General features: G+C 63.1%; 15 protein-coding genes and 1 other RNA gene. 14 read left to right on the top strand and 2 right to left on the bottom strand.

All coding sequences use genetic code 11. From position 1 onward, the window contains the following. Positions 1-40 precede the first annotated feature (40 nt). A complete protein-coding gene (locus ACF8Q6_RS10310; RefSeq protein WP_003251836.1) occupies positions 41-412 on the bottom strand; it encodes a YraN family protein in 372 nt (123 codons plus the stop codon). Further along, the gene (locus ACF8Q6_RS10305) at positions 412-2229 is read right to left on the bottom strand and encodes a penicillin-binding protein activator (protein WP_392490488.1); all 1818 of its coding nucleotides are present in this window, start codon (positions 2227-2229) and stop codon (positions 412-414) included. Before ACF8Q6_RS10305 ends, ACF8Q6_RS10310 begins: the two co-directional genes overlap by 1 nt. A gap of 186 nt (positions 2230-2415) precedes the next feature. On the opposite strand from ACF8Q6_RS10305, the gene rsmI reads away from it, so the two are divergent. From rsmI to ACF8Q6_RS10235, 14 genes are all read left to right on the top strand, one after another. Then, positions 2416-3291: a 16S rRNA (cytidine(1402)-2'-O)-methyltransferase gene (gene rsmI / locus ACF8Q6_RS10300; protein ID WP_003251840.1), complete on the top strand. Its 876-nt coding sequence runs from the start codon at positions 2416-2418 to the stop codon at positions 3289-3291. A 67-nt stretch (positions 3292-3358) separates the two neighbouring features. Continuing rightward, an RNA gene (gene rnpB / locus ACF8Q6_RS10295) (RNase P RNA component class A) lies at positions 3359-3734 on the top strand. 308 nt (positions 3735-4042) lie between these two features. Then, positions 4043-4498, top strand: coding sequence for a division/cell wall cluster transcriptional repressor MraZ (gene mraZ / locus ACF8Q6_RS10290; RefSeq protein ID WP_004575120.1), 456 nt, complete (start codon positions 4043-4045; stop codon positions 4496-4498). Then, positions 4495-5442 (top strand): 16S rRNA (cytosine(1402)-N(4))-methyltransferase RsmH, encoded by a 948-nt coding sequence (rsmH, locus tag ACF8Q6_RS10285; RefSeq protein ID WP_003251843.1) that lies wholly within the window; start codon positions 4495-4497, stop codon positions 5440-5442. Before mraZ ends, rsmH begins: the two co-directional genes overlap by 4 nt. Continuing rightward, positions 5439-5732, top strand: coding sequence for a cell division protein FtsL (ftsL, locus tag ACF8Q6_RS10280; RefSeq protein WP_003251845.1), 294 nt, complete (start codon positions 5439-5441; stop codon positions 5730-5732). The genes rsmH and ftsL overlap by 4 nt, the downstream gene beginning before the upstream one ends. Beyond that, positions 5732-7477 (top strand): penicillin-binding protein 2, encoded by a 1746-nt coding sequence (locus ACF8Q6_RS10275; protein WP_192907711.1) that lies wholly within the window; start codon positions 5732-5734, stop codon positions 7475-7477. Before ftsL ends, ACF8Q6_RS10275 begins: the two co-directional genes overlap by 1 nt. Further along, the gene (locus ACF8Q6_RS10270; RefSeq protein WP_256804412.1) at positions 7477-8964 is read left to right on the top strand and encodes a UDP-N-acetylmuramoyl-L-alanyl-D-glutamate--2,6-diaminopimelate ligase; all 1488 of its coding nucleotides are present in this window, start codon (positions 7477-7479) and stop codon (positions 8962-8964) included. Before ACF8Q6_RS10275 ends, ACF8Q6_RS10270 begins: the two co-directional genes overlap by 1 nt. Beyond that, complete coding sequence (murF, locus tag ACF8Q6_RS10265; RefSeq protein ID WP_392490487.1) at positions 8957-10324, top strand: UDP-N-acetylmuramoyl-tripeptide--D-alanyl-D-alanine ligase; 1368 nt, start codon at positions 8957-8959, stop codon at positions 10322-10324. Before ACF8Q6_RS10270 ends, murF begins: the two co-directional genes overlap by 8 nt. Further along, positions 10324-11406, top strand: coding sequence for a phospho-N-acetylmuramoyl-pentapeptide-transferase (gene mraY / locus ACF8Q6_RS10260; protein WP_003251852.1), 1083 nt, complete (start codon positions 10324-10326; stop codon positions 11404-11406). Before murF ends, mraY begins: the two co-directional genes overlap by 1 nt. Positions 11407-11412: 6 nt before the next feature. Beyond that, on the top strand, positions 11413-12759 hold the full coding sequence (gene murD / locus ACF8Q6_RS10255; protein ID WP_392490486.1) for a UDP-N-acetylmuramoyl-L-alanine--D-glutamate ligase: 1347 nt from the start codon (positions 11413-11415) through the stop codon (positions 12757-12759). After that, a complete protein-coding gene (gene ftsW / locus ACF8Q6_RS10250) occupies positions 12756-13970 on the top strand; it encodes a putative lipid II flippase FtsW (RefSeq protein WP_003251856.1) in 1215 nt (404 codons plus the stop codon). Before murD ends, ftsW begins: the two co-directional genes overlap by 4 nt. Next, positions 13960-15039 carry an undecaprenyldiphospho-muramoylpentapeptide beta-N-acetylglucosaminyltransferase gene (gene murG, locus ACF8Q6_RS10245; RefSeq protein ID WP_003251858.1) on the top strand — a complete coding sequence of 360 codons (1080 nt, stop codon included), beginning with the start codon at positions 13960-13962 and terminating at the stop codon, positions 15037-15039. Before ftsW ends, murG begins: the two co-directional genes overlap by 11 nt. Then, the gene (gene murC / locus ACF8Q6_RS10240; protein ID WP_010952455.1) at positions 15032-16480 is read left to right on the top strand and encodes a UDP-N-acetylmuramate--L-alanine ligase; all 1449 of its coding nucleotides are present in this window, start codon (positions 15032-15034) and stop codon (positions 16478-16480) included. The genes murG and murC overlap by 8 nt, the downstream gene beginning before the upstream one ends. Beyond that, positions 16477-17433, top strand: coding sequence for a D-alanine--D-alanine ligase (locus ACF8Q6_RS10235; RefSeq protein ID WP_180689296.1), 957 nt, complete (start codon positions 16477-16479; stop codon positions 17431-17433). The genes murC and ACF8Q6_RS10235 overlap by 4 nt, the downstream gene beginning before the upstream one ends.

Genomic DNA, 17433 nt, shown 5'->3' with positions numbered 1-17433 from the left:
ACCAGCCCGCGATACATAGAGCAAAAAAAACGAAGTGGGTTCAGCATTCGAAGGCGTTTTTCAGCCATTGAAGCGGTCTGCCTGCATGGTGGCTACCCTGCAGGGCGACTACGTCGAAGCGGCAGGGGTAGTTGCCCCAGTGGGCCTCCTTCTGCAGGAACAGGCTGGCGGCAAGCACCAACCGTTTCTGCTTGCGCCCGTCGATACTGTCGAGGGCGCCTCCGAAGCCCGCGTGCAACCGGTAGCGGACTTCGACGAATACTACTGTATCGGCGTCGAGCATGACCAGATCAAGCTCGCCGCCTTTGCATCGCCAGTTGCGCGCCAGCAACTGCAGCCCTTGCCCCTGAAGGTACTCAAGGGCTTGGGTTTCTGCCGCTTGCCCGGCACGGGTAGGCGATGCTGCGGCCATCAGCGCGCGGTATCAGGCAGGCGCTTGACTTGGCCGCCGCTAAACTCGGCCCATGGCAGCTGGCGCTCGACGCGCTGGTTGGCATTGATGCTCAGGCTGCCCGAAAGGCCCAGGATGCGGTTGTCTGGTAGCGCTTTCAGTTGGCCCAGGCGCGGCGCCAGGCTGTAGGCGTCGACGCCCATGGCATACAGGCGGCCGAGGCTGCCAGCGGCTTGCGGCCACTGCTGTACAACCTGTTGACGCAGGCTGTTGCTGGTGTCGAGCAGCCACGGTGTTTCGCAGAAGCGGATGCCGTTCATGTCATTGTACTGGTTGATGTCACCGCTGGCGCTGTACAGGTTCGAGGTGGCATAGACCGGCACATCACCGGCGTACTGGAAGTTCAGGGTCGGCTTGATCTGCTGCGCCTGTTGTGGGGTCGAGGCGAGGAAGATGAAGTCGATGTCCTGGCGGCGCGACGGTTGTGCAGCGATGCTGCCGCCCACCGTGCTTTGCAGGCTCTTGGCGCGGCCTTCGCTCTGGCGCAGCTGGAACAGGTCGGCAATCTGCTGGGCCAGGGCGACCGGTTGGGCGATGCGCTGGGCGGCGAGCAGGGTTCCGCCATTGCCTTCCCAGTCCTGGCGGAAGGCGGCCAGGACACGGTCACCCCATTCGCCGCTCGGCACCAGGGCTACGGCGCGGACCATGCCATCGGCGCGGGCGCGGCGGGCCACTTCACGGGCTTCGTCTTCGGCCGCCAGGCCGAACTGGAACAGTTGTGGCGGCGCTTTCTGGCCAGCGTCGGCGTAGTTCAGGGCCAGCGTGGTGATCGGCAGCTGGGGTTTGGCGGCCAGTTGTTTGACCAATGGTTTTTCAAGCGGGCCGATGACCAGTTGCACGCCGGCGGCTTGCGCCTGGCGATAGAAGTCGTCCAGCGAGCCGATACGCGAGCTGTCGAACACCTGCACCGCAGGCGCCGGCTGGCCGCTTTGCTGGGCCTGGAAGTGGGCGGCCATGAAGCCATCGCGCAGGGCGCGGGCTACACCGGCCAGCGGACCTTCCTGAGGCAGCAGCAGGGCGATCTTGGTCAGCGGCTGGCTGGCCAGTTCCTTGAGTTTGGTCAGGGCCAGCGGCAGTTGCTGGGCGGCAGGGTAGTCCGGGTGCTGTTTGACCCAGGCTTCGATGGCCGCTTGCTGCTGCTCCAGGGTGCCAGCGCTTTTCACGGCGAAGGCCAGGCTGGTCCAGCCAGCCAGGGTCTGATCGTTGGTTGGCTGCTGCAGTTGCTCTGCCGGAAGCGATGCAACCAAGGCCCAGATGGCGTCATTGTTGGTGCTGGCAGCCTGGCCGCCAAGCAGCGGGGCCAGTAGAGTGCGCTGCTGTGCGGCAGCCAGGGCCTGGCCGTCGGCTTCGAGCGCGGCGGCGTGCACGCTGTAGGTGCGCACTTGCTGTTCTGTCGGCAGCTCGGCAAGGCGCTGCAGGCTCGGGTGGGCCAGGGCGGTCAGCGCTGCTTTGGGCTGGTTGCGGCTCATGGCCAGTTCCGCCGCGAGGGTGCTGGCGAACACTTGCTGGGCCGGCTTGAGCGTGTCCAGCGGGACCTGCTCGAGAATGCGTGCGGCGCGTGGGAAGTCCTTCTGCTTGTAGGCCAGGTCGGCCGCGCTCAGGCGCAGCAGGGCGGCGTCTTCTGCAGACTTGCTGGAAGCGGCCTTTTCGAGCAGTTGCTCGATGCTGGCATCCGGGGTGCGTGGCAGTTCGCCCAGGCTGGATGAGGGCGAGCTGGCGCAGGCTGCCAGCAGGGCGGCGAGGCAGAGGGCTGTGAGCAGCCGCAGGCAAGCGATCATGTAAAGGTCCTGTTACTCGATCAAGTTGGCCGGCAATTGTACCCAAGCACTGGCCGGGGCGCGATGTTGCTGTGTCGATCCTTCACTATAGGTGGTGTGTTCCTGATCGCCGGCGAGTTTCTTTGCGCCCTGTTGCAGGCGCTCGGGCTACAATGGCGCCTTTGATCCGAATGACAGGTGTGCGCAGTGACTGATGTGGCAGGGGCTTCGAAATCCGCGGTGGGGACGCTGTATGTGGTGGCAACCCCCATCGGCAACCTCGACGACATGAGCGCCCGGGCGCTGAAGGTGCTGGCGGACGTGGCGCTGATCGCCGCCGAAGACACCCGTCATTCGATCCGTCTGCTGCAACACTTTGGCATTGATACGCCGTTGGCCGCTTGTCATGAGCACAACGAGCGTGACGAGGGCGGGCGTTTTCTCTCCAAGCTGCTGGCGGGTGAAAATGTGGCGCTCGTCTCTGATGCCGGCACGCCTCTGATTTCCGACCCGGGCTACCACTTGGTGCGTCAGGCGCGGGCCGCAGGGGTGAGCGTGGTGCCGGTGCCGGGCGCCTGTGCCTTGATCGCCGCGCTATCGGCGGCAGGCCTGCCATCGGACCGCTTCATCTTCGAAGGCTTCCTGCCGGCCAAGCAGGCAGGGCGCCGGGCGCGCCTGGAGCAGGTGAGGGAAGAACCGCGCACGTTGATCTTCTATGAAGCCCCGCATCGCATCCTGGAGTGTCTTGAAGACATGGAGGCGGTATTTGGTGGCGATCGTCCTGCGTTGCTGGCGCGCGAACTGACCAAGACCTTCGAGACCCTCAAGGGTTTGCCGCTGGCTGAGTTGCGTGCGTTCGTAGCCGGCGACAGCAATCAGCAGCGCGGTGAGTGCGTGGTGCTGGTCGGCGGTTGGAGTGCGCCGGAGGGCGAGCAGGCCATCAGTGCCGAAGCACAGCGCGTGCTCGACCTGCTGTTGGCTGAGTTGCCACTGAAGCGGGCGGCGGCGCTTGCAGCTGAAATTACCGGGGTGCGCAAGAACCTCTTGTATCAACTTGCCCTGGAAAAGCAGAAAGCCGAGTAGTGGCATTTTGATATAAATGTCGGTGGCGCTTGTTCTTGCGCGCGCGTGCCGGTAACCTTGGCGGCGGAGAGTCGATCGGACAGTCGCTGCCTGTTTTTGTTCCGCAACTTTTTGTTGTGTGAGCAGCAGGGGGAGGAAAGTCCGGGCTCCATAGGGCAGAGTGCCAGGTAACGCCTGGGAGGCGTGAGCCTACGGAAAGTGCCACAGAAAATAACCGCCTAAGCACTTCGGTGCCGGTAAGGGTGAAAAGGTGCGGTAAGAGCGCACCGCACGGCTGGCAACAGTTCGTGGCTAGGTAAACCCCACTCGGAGCAAGACCAAATAGGGTTCCATCAGGCGTGGCCCGCGTCGGAACCGGGTAGGTTGCTAGAGGCGTCCAGTGATGGCCGTCGTAGAGGAATGACTGTCCTCGACAAAACCCGGCTTACAGATCGACTCTCCACCTTTCTTTCCCTGCTTGAATCGATAGCAGATCCTCTCTGGTAATACCGAAAAAATCTTACTCTTAATAAATTACTTTAACTTCGAACTCCATTCGTTTGCGTGGGTTTGATTTTTCTCGTGTTTTTCTCTCGCTGGCAGTCCTTCCACATTCCCTTGTTGAGCTAAATCTCGGTCCTGTAAGGCTTTTCCTTATGAACGTGCCTTGACGGTGCTGCGGGCGGATTCCTATAGTGTGCGCAAGTGGCAGAAAGTGGGATGAAGTGGGTTTTCTGACACAAAAAAGCTAACATTGTGGGGAATCACAGCCGTGTTCCGCGGAGCCAACGCCGTCAGCCTCGATGCCAAGGGCCGTCTCGCCATGCCGAGTCGGTACCGTGACGAGCTCGACTCACGTTGCAATGGCCAACTGATCGTGACCATTGACGCCGTAGACCCCTGCTTGTGTGTTTATCCCCTCGATGAGTGGGAACAGATAGAAGCCAAGTTGCGTGCCTTGCCATCGTTGCGTGAGGAAAACCGCCGCCTGCAGCGTTTGCTGATTGGCAATGCGGTTGACCTGGAGCTCGATGGCAGTGGGCGCTTCCTGGTGCCGCCCCGCCTGCGTGAGTACGCCAAGCTCGACAAGAAGGCGATGCTGGTGGGGCAACTGAACAAATTCCAGCTGTGGGATGAAGATGCCTGGAACGCGGTTTCGGCAGCTGACCTTGCAGCTATTCAACAACCGGGCGCCATGCCCGACGAATTGCGTGACCTGATCCTGTGACCATAGATAGCGGCTTCAACCACATCACCGTCCTGCTCGACGAAGCTGTCGAGGCATTGGCCCTGCGCGCCGACGGTTGCTATCTGGACGGCACTTTCGGCCGTGGCGGACACAGCCGTCTGATTCTCAGCAAGCTCGGGCCGCAAGGGCGGCTCTTGGGCTTCGACAAAGATCCACAGGCGATTGCCACGGGGCAAGCGCTGGCGGCCGAAGACGGCCGCTTTGTCATTGTGCAGCGCAGTTTTGCCGAGCTGGGTGCGGAAGTCGCAGCGCGCGGCCTGCACGGCAAGGTCAGTGGTGTGTTGCTGGACCTGGGCGTGTCCTCGCCGCAGCTGGATGACCCAGAGCGTGGCTTCAGCTTCCTCAATGATGGCCCGCTGGACATGCGCATGAACCCGGACCAGGGCATCAGTGCCGCCGAGTTCATCGCCACTGCGCCCGTGGAAGAAATCGCCCGTGTCTTCAAGGAGTACGGCGAAGAACGCTTTGCCGGGCGCATGGCGCGTGCAGTGGTCGAGCGCCGTGAAAAACAGCCCTTCACCCGTACCGCCGACCTGGCGGAGGTGCTCAAAGTGGCCAACCCGGCATGGGAAAAGGGCAAGAACCCGGCTACCCGTGCCTTCCAGGGCCTTCGCATTCACGTCAACAACGAACTGGGCGACCTGGAGGCCGGCCTTGAGGCTGCGCTCGATGCGCTCGAAGTCGGTGGTCGCTTGGCGGTGATCAGTTTCCACTCGCTGGAAGATCGTATCGTCAAACTGTTCATGCGCAAGCTGGTGAAGGGTGAGGCTGACAATCTGCCACGCAACCTGCCGGTTCAGCACAAGGTCTTCGAGCCGAAAATCAAGCTCATCGGCAAGGCTCAGTTCGCCTCCGAGGCTGAGCTCAAGGCCAACCCGCGGTCGCGTAGCGCCGTGATGCGCGTGGCGGAGAAGCTGCGGTGAGCAGGCTACTTGCCAAACCCTTGCCAGGCGGAAGCTTCCTGATGCTTCTGCTGTTTGTCGGCGTGCTGGTTTCGGCCATTGCCGTGTCCTACAGTGCGCACTGGAACCGTCAACTGCTCAACACCTTGTACGGTGAATTGAACGAGCGCGACAAGGCTCAGGCCGAATGGGGCCGGCTGATTCTTGAGCAGAGTACCTGGACTGCTGCCAGCCGCATCGAGAGCCTGGCCTCCGAGCAGTTGAAGATGCGCGTGCCATCAGCTGACGAAGTCCGGATGGTGGCGCCATGATGAAGCTCGAAGGCGCACTCTACCCGTGGCGCTTCCGCGTAGTGATCGGCTTGCTGGCGATCATGGTCGGCGCCATTTGCTGGCGCATCATCGACCTCCAGGTGGTTGACCGTGACTTCCTCAAGGGCCAGGGCGATGCACGCAGCCTGCGTCACATCCCCATCCCGGCGCACCGCGGCTTGATTACCGACCGCAACGGTGAGCCGTTGGCCGTGAGTACCCCGGTCACCACCTTGTGGGCCAACCCCAAAGAGATGCAGGCCTCCAGGGAGCGCTGGCCGCAATTGGCCGCTGCGCTGGGGCAAAACCCGCAGCAGTTGATCGAGCGCCTGACCCAGCAGGCCAACAAAGAGTTCATCTACCTGGTCCGGGGGCTGACCCCCGAGCAGGGCCAGCACGTGCTCGACCTTAAAGTGCCTGGTGTGTACGGCCTGGAAGAATTCCGCCGCTTCTATCCGGCCGGTGATGTGACTGCACACATGGTCGGCTTTACCGACCTCGACGACCACGGTCGTGAAGGGGTGGAGCTGGCCTATGACGAGTGGCTGGCCGGTGTGCCCGGCAAGCGCCAGGTGATCAAGGACCGGCGCGGCCGGCTGATCAAGGACATTCAGGTAACCAAGAACGCCAAGGCCGGGAAGACCTTGGCGTTGTCGATAGACCTGCGCCTGCAATACCTGGCTACCCGCGAGCTGCGCAATGCCATTGCCGAACAGGACGCCAAGGCCGGCAGCCTGGTGATCATGGACGTCAAGACCGGTGAGGTCCTGGCCATGGTCAACCAGCCGACCTACAACCCCAACAACCGCCGTAGCATGTTCCCGGCGGCCATGCGCAACCGGGCGATCATCGACGTGTTCGAGCCGGGCTCCACGGTCAAGCCGATCTCCATGAGCGCGGCGTTGCAGAGCGGCCGCTGGAAGCCTACCGACAAGGTCGAGGTGTACCCCGGCAGCCTGCAGATCGGTCGCTACACCATCAAGGACGTGTCGCGCAGCGAGGGCCCGATTCTTGATTTGACCGGCATCCTGATCAACTCCAGTAACGTTGGCATGAGCAAGATCGCGTTCGACATCGGCGGCGAAGCCATCTACCGGGTCATGTCCCAGGTCGGCCTGGGCCAGTACACCGGTCTTGGCTTCCCGGGTGAGCGTGTCGGCAACCTGCCCAACCACCGTGAGTGGCGCAAGGCCGAGACCGCAACCCTGTCCTATGGCTACGGCGTATCGGTGACTGCCCTGCAGCTGGTGCATGCCTACGCGGCGCTCGCCAACGACGGCAAGATGGTGCCGCTGTCGATCATCAAGGTCGACAAGGCGCCGGAAGCCGTGCAGGCCATTCCGAAGGATGTCGCCGAAACCGTTCAAGGCATGCTGCAGCAGGTGATCGAAGCGCCGCGCGGCGTCTTCCGTGCCCAGGTGCCGTTCTATCACGTGGCCGGCAAGTCCGGCACCGCGCGTAAGGCCACCGTGGGTGCCAAGGGATACACCGAAAACGCCTACCGCTCGCTGTTCGCCGGCTTCGGGCCAATGAGCGACCCGCGCTACGCCATCGTTGTGGTCATCGACGAGCCGGGCAAGGGCGGCTACTTCGGTGGTCTGGTATCGGCGCCTGTATTCAGCAAGGTCATGTCCGGCACCCTGCGCCTGATGAACGTGCCGCCAGACAACCTGCCGCCACCTGCACCTGCACCCGCCGTGCAATCGCAAGTCAATGCAGCAGCCGCCAAGGGAGGGCGTGGATGATGACAATGCCATTAAGCAAACTTTTCGCCCACGCCAGCCGTGATCCATTGATTCGTGAGCTGACCCTGGACAGTCGTAATGTGCGCCCGGGTGACTTGTTCCTGGCGGTGCCGGGTGCCAAGGTCGATGGCCGCGAGCATATCGCCGATGCCCTGGCCCGTGGCGCTGCCGCCGTGGCCTACGAAGAGCAGGGCGCCAACGTGCTGCCGCTGACCGATGCGCCACTGATTCCGGTCAAAGGCCTGATCGCTCAGCTGTCAGATATCGCCGGGCGCTTCTACGGTGAACCGAGCCGCCAGTTGAATCTGGTCGGCGTGACCGGCACCAACGGCAAGACAAGCGTGACCCAACTGGTAGCCCAGGCGCTCGACCTGCTTGGCCAGCGCTGCGGTCTGATTGGCACCCTGGGGACCGGTTTCTACGGCGAGTTGCAGAGCGGCCGCCTGACCACGCCCGACCCGATTGCCGTGCAATCGACCCTCAACGACCTCAAGAAAGGCGGCGCCAAGGCCGTGGCCATGGAAGTGTCTTCCCATGCCCTGGAGCAAGGCCGGGTTGCCGCACTGGAATTCGACATCGCGGTGATGACCAACCTGTCCCGCGATCACCTCGACTATCACGGCAGCATGGAAGCCTATGAGGCCGCCAAGGCCAAGCTGTTCGCCTGGCCGAGCCTGCGTTGCCAGGTGGTCAACCTGGATGACGACTTTGGTCGTCGTCTGGCGGCCGACTTCGCGCGTCGCCCAAGTGTCGACCATATCGAAACCCGGCTGCTGAGCTACAGCCTGGAAAACCCGGAAGCCTCGCTGTTCTGCCGCGAAGCCGTATTCAGTGACGATGGCGTGCGCGCCACCCTCGTCACCGCCCAAGGTGAGCGTATCTTGCGCAGCCAACTGCTGGGTCGCTTCAACCTGAGCAACATGCTTGCCGCTGTGGCGACCCTGCTGGCGCTGGACTATGCGCTGGACGAGATCCTCAAGGTCACGCCGCAACTGCAGGGGCCGGTAGGCCGCATGCAGCGCCTGGGTGGCGGCGACAAGCCGCTGGTGGTGGTCGACTATGCACACACGCCGGATGCACTTGAAAAAGTACTCGAGGCCCTGCGCCCGCACGCTCATGGCAAGCTGTTGTGCCTGTTCGGCTGCGGCGGGGACCGTGATCGCGGCAAGCGCCCGCTGATGGCCGAAGTGGCCGAGCGCCTGGCCGACCGCGTACTGGTCACCGACGACAACCCGCGTACTGAAGATCCGTCGCGCATCTTCGATGACATTCGCCCCGGTTTCACCAAGCCTGACGACGTCGAGTTCGTCGCCGGGCGTGGCGAAGCCATTGCGCACCTGATTGCCACCGCCGCAGCCAACGATGTGATCGTGCTGGCCGGCAAGGGGCACGAGGATTACCAGGAGATCAATGGCGAGCGCCATGATTTCTCCGATTTGACCGAAGCCGAAAAGGCACTTGCAGCCTGGGAGGCTCCACATGCTTAAGCCGTTGTCACTCAGCCAGCTGACCACAGCACTGAAGGGTCAGCACATCGGTGGCGACGCCACGTTCACCGGCGTCAGCATCGATAGCCGCAGTGTCAGCGCCGGGCAACTGTTCGTCGCCCTGGCCGGCCCGCGTTTCGATGGTCATGACTACCTGGCGGATGTGAAAGCCAAAGGCGCAGTGGCTGCCCTGGTCGAGCGTGAAGTGGCCGGTGTCGACCTGCCGCAGTTGCTGGTCAAGGATTGCCGTGTAGCACTGGGTCAGCTCGGCGCCCTGAACCGCGCGGCTTTCGACAAATCTGTAGTGGCCATTACCGGTTCCAGCGGCAAGACCACGGTCAAGGAAATGCTCGCCAGCATCCTGCGTACCCGTGGCCTGGTGCACGCTACCCGCGGCAACTTGAACAATGATCTCGGTGCGCCGCTGACACTGCTGGAGATCGCACCGGAGCACAGCGCAGCAGTGATCGAGCTGGGCGCTTCGCGCATTGGCGAAATCCGCTACACCGTGGGCCTGACGCAACCGCAGGTGGTCATTATCAACAATGCCGGTACTGCCCACGTTGGTGAATTCGGCGGCCCGGAAAAGATCGTCGAAGCCAAGGGCGAGATTCTCGAGGGCCTGGGCGAAGGCGGTATTGCCATTCTCAACCTGGACGACAAAGCCTTTGATATCTGGAAGGCGCGTGCCGGTGCGCACAAGGTTGTCAGTTTCGCACGCAGCAACCCGAAGGCCGATTTCCACGCGTCAGACATTGGTCGCGATGCCCGTGGCTGCCCGTCCTTCACCCTGCATGGCGCCGGTGAAACGGTAGACGTGCAACTCAATGTGCTGGGTGAACACAACGTCAGCAATGCCTTGGCCGCCGCCGCCGCTGCACATGCCGTTGGTCTGAGCCTGAGCGGCATTGCCGCCGGCCTGGCTGCGGTGCAACCGGTCAAGGGGCGTACCGTGGCGCAGATCGCGCCGAACGGGGTACGGGTAATCGACGACAGTTACAACGCAAATCCCACCTCTATGTGCGCAGCCATTGATATACTCGCCGGCTTTTCCGGACGCACCGTTCTGGTGCTTGGGGATATCGGCGAATTGGGGCAATGGGCGGAAGAAGGCCACCGTCAGGTGGGTGACTACGCGCGTGGCAAGGTCGACGCCCTGTACGCAGTGGGTTCCAACATGACACATGCGGTCAAGGCGTTCGGCGCCAATGGCCGCCATTTCGCGACTCAAGCTGAGCTGATCGATGCAGTTAGCGCCGAGAATGCCAGTGACACCACTATCTTGATCAAGGGCTCGCGCAGCGCTGCGATGGAAAACGTCGTGGCGGCATTGTGCGGTGCCAGCGGGGAGAAACATTAATGCTGCTGCTGTTGGCCGAGTATCTGCAACAGTTCCACAAAGGCTTTGCGGTCTTTCAGTACCTGTCCCTGCGCGGGATTCTTGGCGTACTGACCGCATTGTCCCTGGCGCTGTGGCTGGGCCCCTGGATGATCCGTACCCTGCAAATTCGCCAGATCGGCCAGGCCGTGCGTAACGACGGCCCGCAATCGCACTTGTCCAAGTCCGGCACCCCGACCATGGGTGGTGCGCTGATCCTGTCGGCCATCGCCGTCAGCACCTTGCTGTGGGCCGACCTGAGCAATCGCTATGTTTGGGTTGTGCTGATCGTCACCCTGGCGTTCGGTGCCATTGGCTGGGTCGATGACTACCGCAAGGTGATCGAAAAGAACTCGCGTGGCCTTCCGAGCCGCTGGAAGTACTTCTGGCAGTCGGTGTTCGGCCTGGCGGCGGCGGTGTTCCTGTACAAGACGGCGCCAACCAGCGTCGAGACCACGCTGATCCTGCCGTTCATCAAGGATGTCACCATTCCGCTGGGCGTCGGCTTCGTCGTACTGACCTACTTCGTCATTGTCGGCTCGAGCAACGCGGTCAACCTCACCGATGGCCTTGACGGCCTGGCAATCATGCCGACGGTGATGGTCGGCGGCGCGCTGGGCATCTTCTGCTACCTGTCGGGTAACGTGAAGTTCGCCGAGTACCTGCTGATCCCCTACGTGCCGGGCTCGGGCGAGCTGATCGTGTTCTGCGGCGCGCTGATCGGTGCCGGCCTGGGCTTCCTGTGGTTCAACACATACCCGGCGCAAGTGTTCATGGGTGACGTCGGCGCGCTGGCGCTGGGCGCCGCGCTGGGCACCATCGCCGTCATCGTGCGCCAGGAAATCGTGCTGTTCATCATGGGCGGCATCTTCGTGGTGGAAACCCTGTCGGTGGTCATCCAGGTCGCTTCCTTCAAGCTGACCGGCAAGCGCGTGTTCCGCATGGCGCCGATCCACCACCACTTTGAACTCAAGGGCTGGCCAGAGCCCCGGGTGATCGTCCGATTCTGGATCATCACCGTGATCCTGGTACTGATTGGCCTTGCAACCCTGAAACTGAGGTAGATGAGCGTGTCTTTGATCGCTTCCGACCAATTCCGCATCGTTGTCGGCCTCGGCAAGAGCGGCATGTCCCTGGTTCGCTTCCTGGCGAGCCGGGGCATTGCCTTTGCGGTCGCCGATACCCGCGAGCAACCGCCGGAACTGGAAACCCTGCGCCGTGATTACCCGCAGGTGGAAGTGCGCTGTGGTGAACTGGATGTGGACTTCCTGTGCCGCGCCAACGAGTTGTACGTGAGCCCCGGTCTGGCCTTGGCCACGCCGGCCTTGCAGCAGGCGGCCGCGCGTGGCGTGAAGCTGTCTGGCGACATAGAGCTGTTTGCTCGCCATGCCAAGGCGCCGATCGTTGCCATCAGCGGTTCCAACGCCAAGAGCACCGTCACGACGCTGGTCGGTGAAATGGCCACCAAGGCCGGCAAACGCGTGGCCGTGGGCGGTAACCTCGGTACCCCGGCACTCGACCTGCTGGCCGATGACATCGAGCTGTACGTGCTGGAGCTTTCCAGCTTCCAGCTGGAAACGACTGACCAGCTCAACGCCGAAGTGGCGACTGTTCTGAACATCAGCGAAGACCACATGGACCGCTATAGCGGCCTTCCGGCCTACCACCTGGCCAAGCACCGGATTTTCCGCGGTGCCCGCCAGGTGGTGGTCAACCGCCAGGACGCCCTGAGCCGGCCGCTGCCGGTGGAAGGCCGACCATGCTGGACCTTCGGCCTCAACTCGCCCGACTTCAAAGCGTTTGGCCTGCGTGAAGTGGACGGTGAAAAATACCTGGCGTTTGAGTTCCAGACGCTGATGCCGGCGCGTGAACTGAAGGTTCGCGGTGCTCACAACCAGAGCAACGCCCTGGCGGCGCTGGCCCTGGGGCATGCTGCCGGCCTGCCGTTCGAGCCCATGCTTGCGGCCCTGCGCGAGTTCGGTGGCCTGGCCCACCGGTGCCAGTGGGTACGCGAGCGTAATGGCGTGAACTGGTACGACGATTCCAAGGCCACCAACGTCGGTGCTGCCCTGGCCGCCATCGAAGGCCTGGGCGCCGATATCGAAGGCAAGTTGGTGCTGATCGCCGGTGGTGACGGCAAAGGTGCTGAATTCACTGCGCTGCGCGAGCCGGTCAAGCGTTTCTGCCGCGCCGTGGTATTGCTCGGCCGTGATGCCGAGCGCCTGGCCGAGGCCTTGGGCGATGCCGTGCCACTGGTTCGGGTCAAGACGCTTGACGATGCCGTACAGCAGTGTGCCGAGCTGGCCCAGGCCGGCGATGCCGTGCTGCTGTCGCCAGCATGCGCCAGCCTCGACATGTTCAAGAACTTCGAGGAACGGGGGCGTCTGTTCGCCCAGGCAGCGGGAGGTCTTGCATGATCTTCGGCATCTTCAAACCTTACCCGTCGCCGCTGATCAGCGGCCGTGGCGTCGACCTGGACTTCCCGATGCTCGCCGGTTGCCTGGCCTTGCTGGGCCTGGGCCTGGTGATGATCACTTCGGCCTCTTCGGAAGTGGCTGCTGTACAGTCCGGCAACCCGCTGTATCACATGTTCCGCCACCTGGTGTACGTGTTCCTCGGCCTGGTGGCCTGCGGTGCAACCATGCTGGTGCCGATCGCCACCTGGCAGCGCATGGGCTTCATGATGCTGCTTGGCGCCTTCGGCCTGCTGGTACTGGTACTGGTGCCGGGTATCGGCCGTGAGGTTAACGGCTCCATGCGCTGGATCGGTTTCAGCTTCTTCAACGTGCAGCCTTCGGAAATCGCCAAGGTGTTCGTGGTCATCTACCTGGCCGGCTACCTGGTACGCCGACAGACCGAGGTGCGCGAAACCTGGATGGGCTTCTTCAAGCCGTTCATCGTACTGCTGCCCATGGCCGCCTTGCTGCTGATGGAACCGGACTTTGGCGCCACGGTGGTGATGATGGGCGCGGCGGCGGCCATGTTGTTTCTGGGTGGGGTGGGGCTGTTCCGCTTCAGCCTGATGGTGGTGCTGGCGGTGCTGGCGGTATTTGTCCTGGTCCAGGCGCAGCCCTACCGGATGGCGCGCCTTATTACGTTCACCGACCCCTGGGCCGATCAGTTCGGCTCCGGCTACCAGCTGACCCAGGCACTGATCGCCTTCGGCCGTGGCGAGTGGCTGGGCGTTGGCCTGGGCAACAGCGTGCAGAAGCAGTTCTACCTGCCTGAAGCGCACACCGACTTCGTGTTCTCCGTCCTGGCGGAAGAACTGGGCGTGGTCGGCTCGCTGCTGACCGTTGCGCTGTTTGTGTTCGTCACCGTGCGCGCCCTGTACATCGGCCTGTGGGCCGAGAAGGCCAAACAGTTCTTTGCCGCCTACATGGCGTTCGGCCTGGCTTTCCTGTGGATTGGCCAGTTCCTGATCAACATCGGTGTGAACGTCGGCCTGCTGCCGACCAAGGGCCTGACCCTGCCGTTTCTCAGTTACGGGGGGAGCTCGCTGGTGATCTGCTGCGCCTGCGTAGGCCTGTTGCTGCGCATCGAGTGGGAAAGTCGCACGCATCTGGGCAGTGAGGAGCACGAATTCAGCGAAAGCGATTTTGCCGAGGAGACCAGTCATGGCCGCTGAAGGCAAAAATGTATTGATCATGGCCGGCGGCACCGGGGGGCACGTATTCCCGGCGCTGGCCTGCGCCCGTGAGTTCCAGAAGCGCGGTTACAGCGTGCACTGGTTGGGCACCCCGCGTGGCATCGAGAACGAGTTGGTGCCACAGGCAGGTTTGCCATTGCATCTGATTCAGGTCAGCGGCTTGCGCGGCAAGGGCAAGCTGTCGTTGCTCAAGGCGCCTTTCACGTTGGTCAAGGCCGTGCTGCAGGCACGGCGCATCATTCGCCAGCTCAAGCCCGTATGTGTCCTGGGCTTTGGCGGCTATGTGACCGGCCCCGGCGGCGTGGCCGCGCGGCTGTGCGGCGTGCCACTGGTAATCCATGAGCAGAACGCCAGGGCCGGTACCGCCAATCGGTTGCTGGTGCCACTCTCGGCGCGGGTCTGCGAAGCTTTCCCGAACACCTTCGAGGCCAGCGACAAGCGTCGCACCACCGGCAACCCGGTGCGCCCGGAACTCTTCATGGACGCGCAACGCGTGCCCTTGGGCGAGCGCCGCGCACGCCTGTTGGTGCTCGGTGGCAGCCTGGGTGCGGAACCATTGAACAAATTGTTGCCTAAGGCCCTGTCTGAAGTGCCCGCGGCGCTGCGGCCAGAGGTGTTCCACCAGGCTGGCAAGCAGCACGCACCGATCACCGCCGAGCGTTATCACGAGGTGGGCGTCGAGGCTCAGGTAGAGCCCTTCATCAACGACATGGCCCAGGCCTATGGCTGGGCCGACCTGGTGGTGTGCCGAGCCGGTGCCCTGACTGTCAGCGAACTGGCGGCAGCAGGCCTGCCTTCGATGCTGGTGCCTTTGCCCCACGCGATCGACGATCACCAGACCCACAACGCCCAATATCTGGCCCGCGAAGGCGCTGCCTTCCTGATGCCACAAGCGACAACTGGCGCAGCGCAACTCGCTGAACGCCTGAACGAGGTGCTGATGCAACCCGAGAAACTCAACGTCATGGCTGGCACCGCACGGCGCCTGGCCAAACCTGCTGCAACCAGCACCGTGGTCGATATCTGCCTGGAGGTGGCCCATGGTTGAGAGCCAGAAAGCCATGCCCCAGCCGAAGATGGGCCGTATTCGCCGCATTCATTTCGTCGGCATCGGCGGCGTGGGCATGTGCGGTATTGCCGAAGTGTTGCTGAACCTGGGCTATGAAGTGTCCGGCTCGGACCTTAAAGCCTCGCCGGTGACCGAGCGCCTGGAGTCCTTTGGCGCTGAGATCTTCGTCGGCCACCGCGCCGAGAACGCTGCCACCGCCGATGTGTTGGTGGTGTCCAGCGCCATCAACCCGGCCAACCCGGAAGTTGCCACCGCCCTGGAGCGGCGCATTCCGGTGGTGCCGCGTGCCGAGATGCTCGCCGAGCTGATGCGTTACCGCCATGGCGTGGCCGTTGCCGGTACTCACGGCAAGACCACCACGACCAGCCTGCTGGCTTCAGTGTTCGCCGCCGGTGGCCTGGACCCAACCTTCGTTATCGGTGGCCGCCTTACCGCTGCCGGTACCAATGCGCAGCTGGGCACCAGCCGCTACCTGATCGCTGAAGCAGACGAAAGCGATGCCAGCTTCCTGCACCTGCAGCCGATGGTCGCGGTTGTCACCAACATCGACGCCGACCACATGGCGACCTACGAAGGTGACTTCAACAAGCTGAAGAAAACCTTCGTCGAGTTCCTGCACAACCTGCCGTTCTATGGGCTGGCGGTGATGTGCCTGGACGACCCGGTGGTTCGCGAAATCCTGCCGCAGGTCAAGCGTCCTACCGTGACCTACGGCTTCAGCGAAGAGGCCGACATCCGCGCCATCAATGTGCGTCAGCAGGGCATGCAGACCCACTTCACCGTGCTGCGCCGTGACCGCGAGCCGTTGGAGGTTTCGGTGAACATGCCGGGCAACCACAACGTGCTCAACGCCCTGGCGACCATCGCCATCGCCACTGACGAAGGCATTACTGACGAGGCCATCGTTCAGGGCCTGTCCGGCTTCCAGGGTGTCGGTCGTCGCTTCCAGGTATACGGCGAGCTGCCGGTCGAGGGCGGCAGTGTGATGCTGGTCGACGACTACGGCCATCACCCCACCGAAGTGGCGGCGGTGATCAAGGCTGTGCGCGGTGGCTGGCCAAGCCGCCGCCTGGTGATCGTCTACCAGCCGCACCGCTACAGCCGCACCCGCGACCTGTACGACGATTTCGTCCAGGTGCTGGGCGATGCCAACGTGCTGCTGCTGATGGAGGTCTACCCGGCCGGCGAAGAGCCGATCCCCGGTGCCGACAGCCGTCAGCTGTGTCACAGCATCCGCCAGCGCGGCAAGCTGGACCCGATCTACATCGAGCGCGGCGCCGAGCTGGCACCGCTGGTCAAGCCACTGCTGCGCGCTGGCGACATCCTGCTCTGCCAGGGTGCCGGTGATGTCGGCGGCCTGGCCCCCCAGTTGATGAAAAGCCCGCTGTTTGCAGGCGCCAAGCAGGAGAAGTCGAAATGACCAGCGCCTACGACAAGCTGCACTCGACCCTGGACGTCAAGGCGTTCGGCCGCGTCGCCGTACTGTACGGTGGCAAGAGCGCCGAGCGTGAAGTGTCGCTGAAATCCGGCGCGGCAGTGATCGATGCGCTGAGCACTGCCGGTGTCGACGTGGTTGCCATCGACGTCGGTGACGACCTGCTCGCACGCCTGCAGAGCGAAAAGATTGACCGCGCCTTCATCATCCTCCACGGCCGTGGCGGTGAAGACGGGAGCATGCAAGGTTTGCTGGAGTGCCTGGGCATCCCCTACACCGGCAGCGGCATCCTGGCTTCGGCGCTGGCGATGGACAAGCTGCGCACCAAGCAGGTGTGGCAGAGCCTGGGCATTCCCACGCCACGCCACGCGGTGCTGGCGAGCGAAAGCGATTGTTTGCAGGCCAGTACGGAACTGGGCTTCCCGCTTATCGTCAAACCCGCCCATGAAGGCTCTAGCATCGGCATGGCCAAGGTGAACAGCGCCCAGGAACTGGTCGCCGCCTGGCAGGACGCCGCCAAATACGATTCCCAGGTACTGGTGGAGCAGTGGATCCACGGTCCGGAGTTCACCATCGCGGTACTGCGCGGCCAGGTGCTGCCGCCGATCGCCCTGGGTACGCCGCACGTGTTCTACGACTACGACGCCAAGTACATCGCCAACGATACCCAGTACCGCATCCCGTGCGGGCTGGATAGCGTCAAGGAACAGGAACTGATCGACCTGACCGCGCGCGCCTGCGATGCCATTGGCATCGAAGGCTGGGGGCGGTTGGACGTGATGCAGGACGAGCAGGGCCAGTTCTGGCTGCTCGAAGTCAACACCGCACCAGGCATGACAGATCATAGCCTGGTGCCCATGGCGGCCCGCGCGGCTGGCCTGGACTTCCAGCAACTGGTGCTGGCAATCCTGGCCGAAAGCGTGGCGACGCGAGGTTAA

Origin of the sequence: Pseudomonas sp. GLN_2, from assembly GCF_043106005.1 — a bacterium.
Taxonomy (GTDB): Bacteria; Pseudomonadota; Gammaproteobacteria; order Pseudomonadales; family Pseudomonadaceae; genus Aquipseudomonas; species Aquipseudomonas alloputida.
Note: the sequence above shows the minus strand (reverse complement) of the source record. Positions and strands in the feature narration are given on the sequence as shown.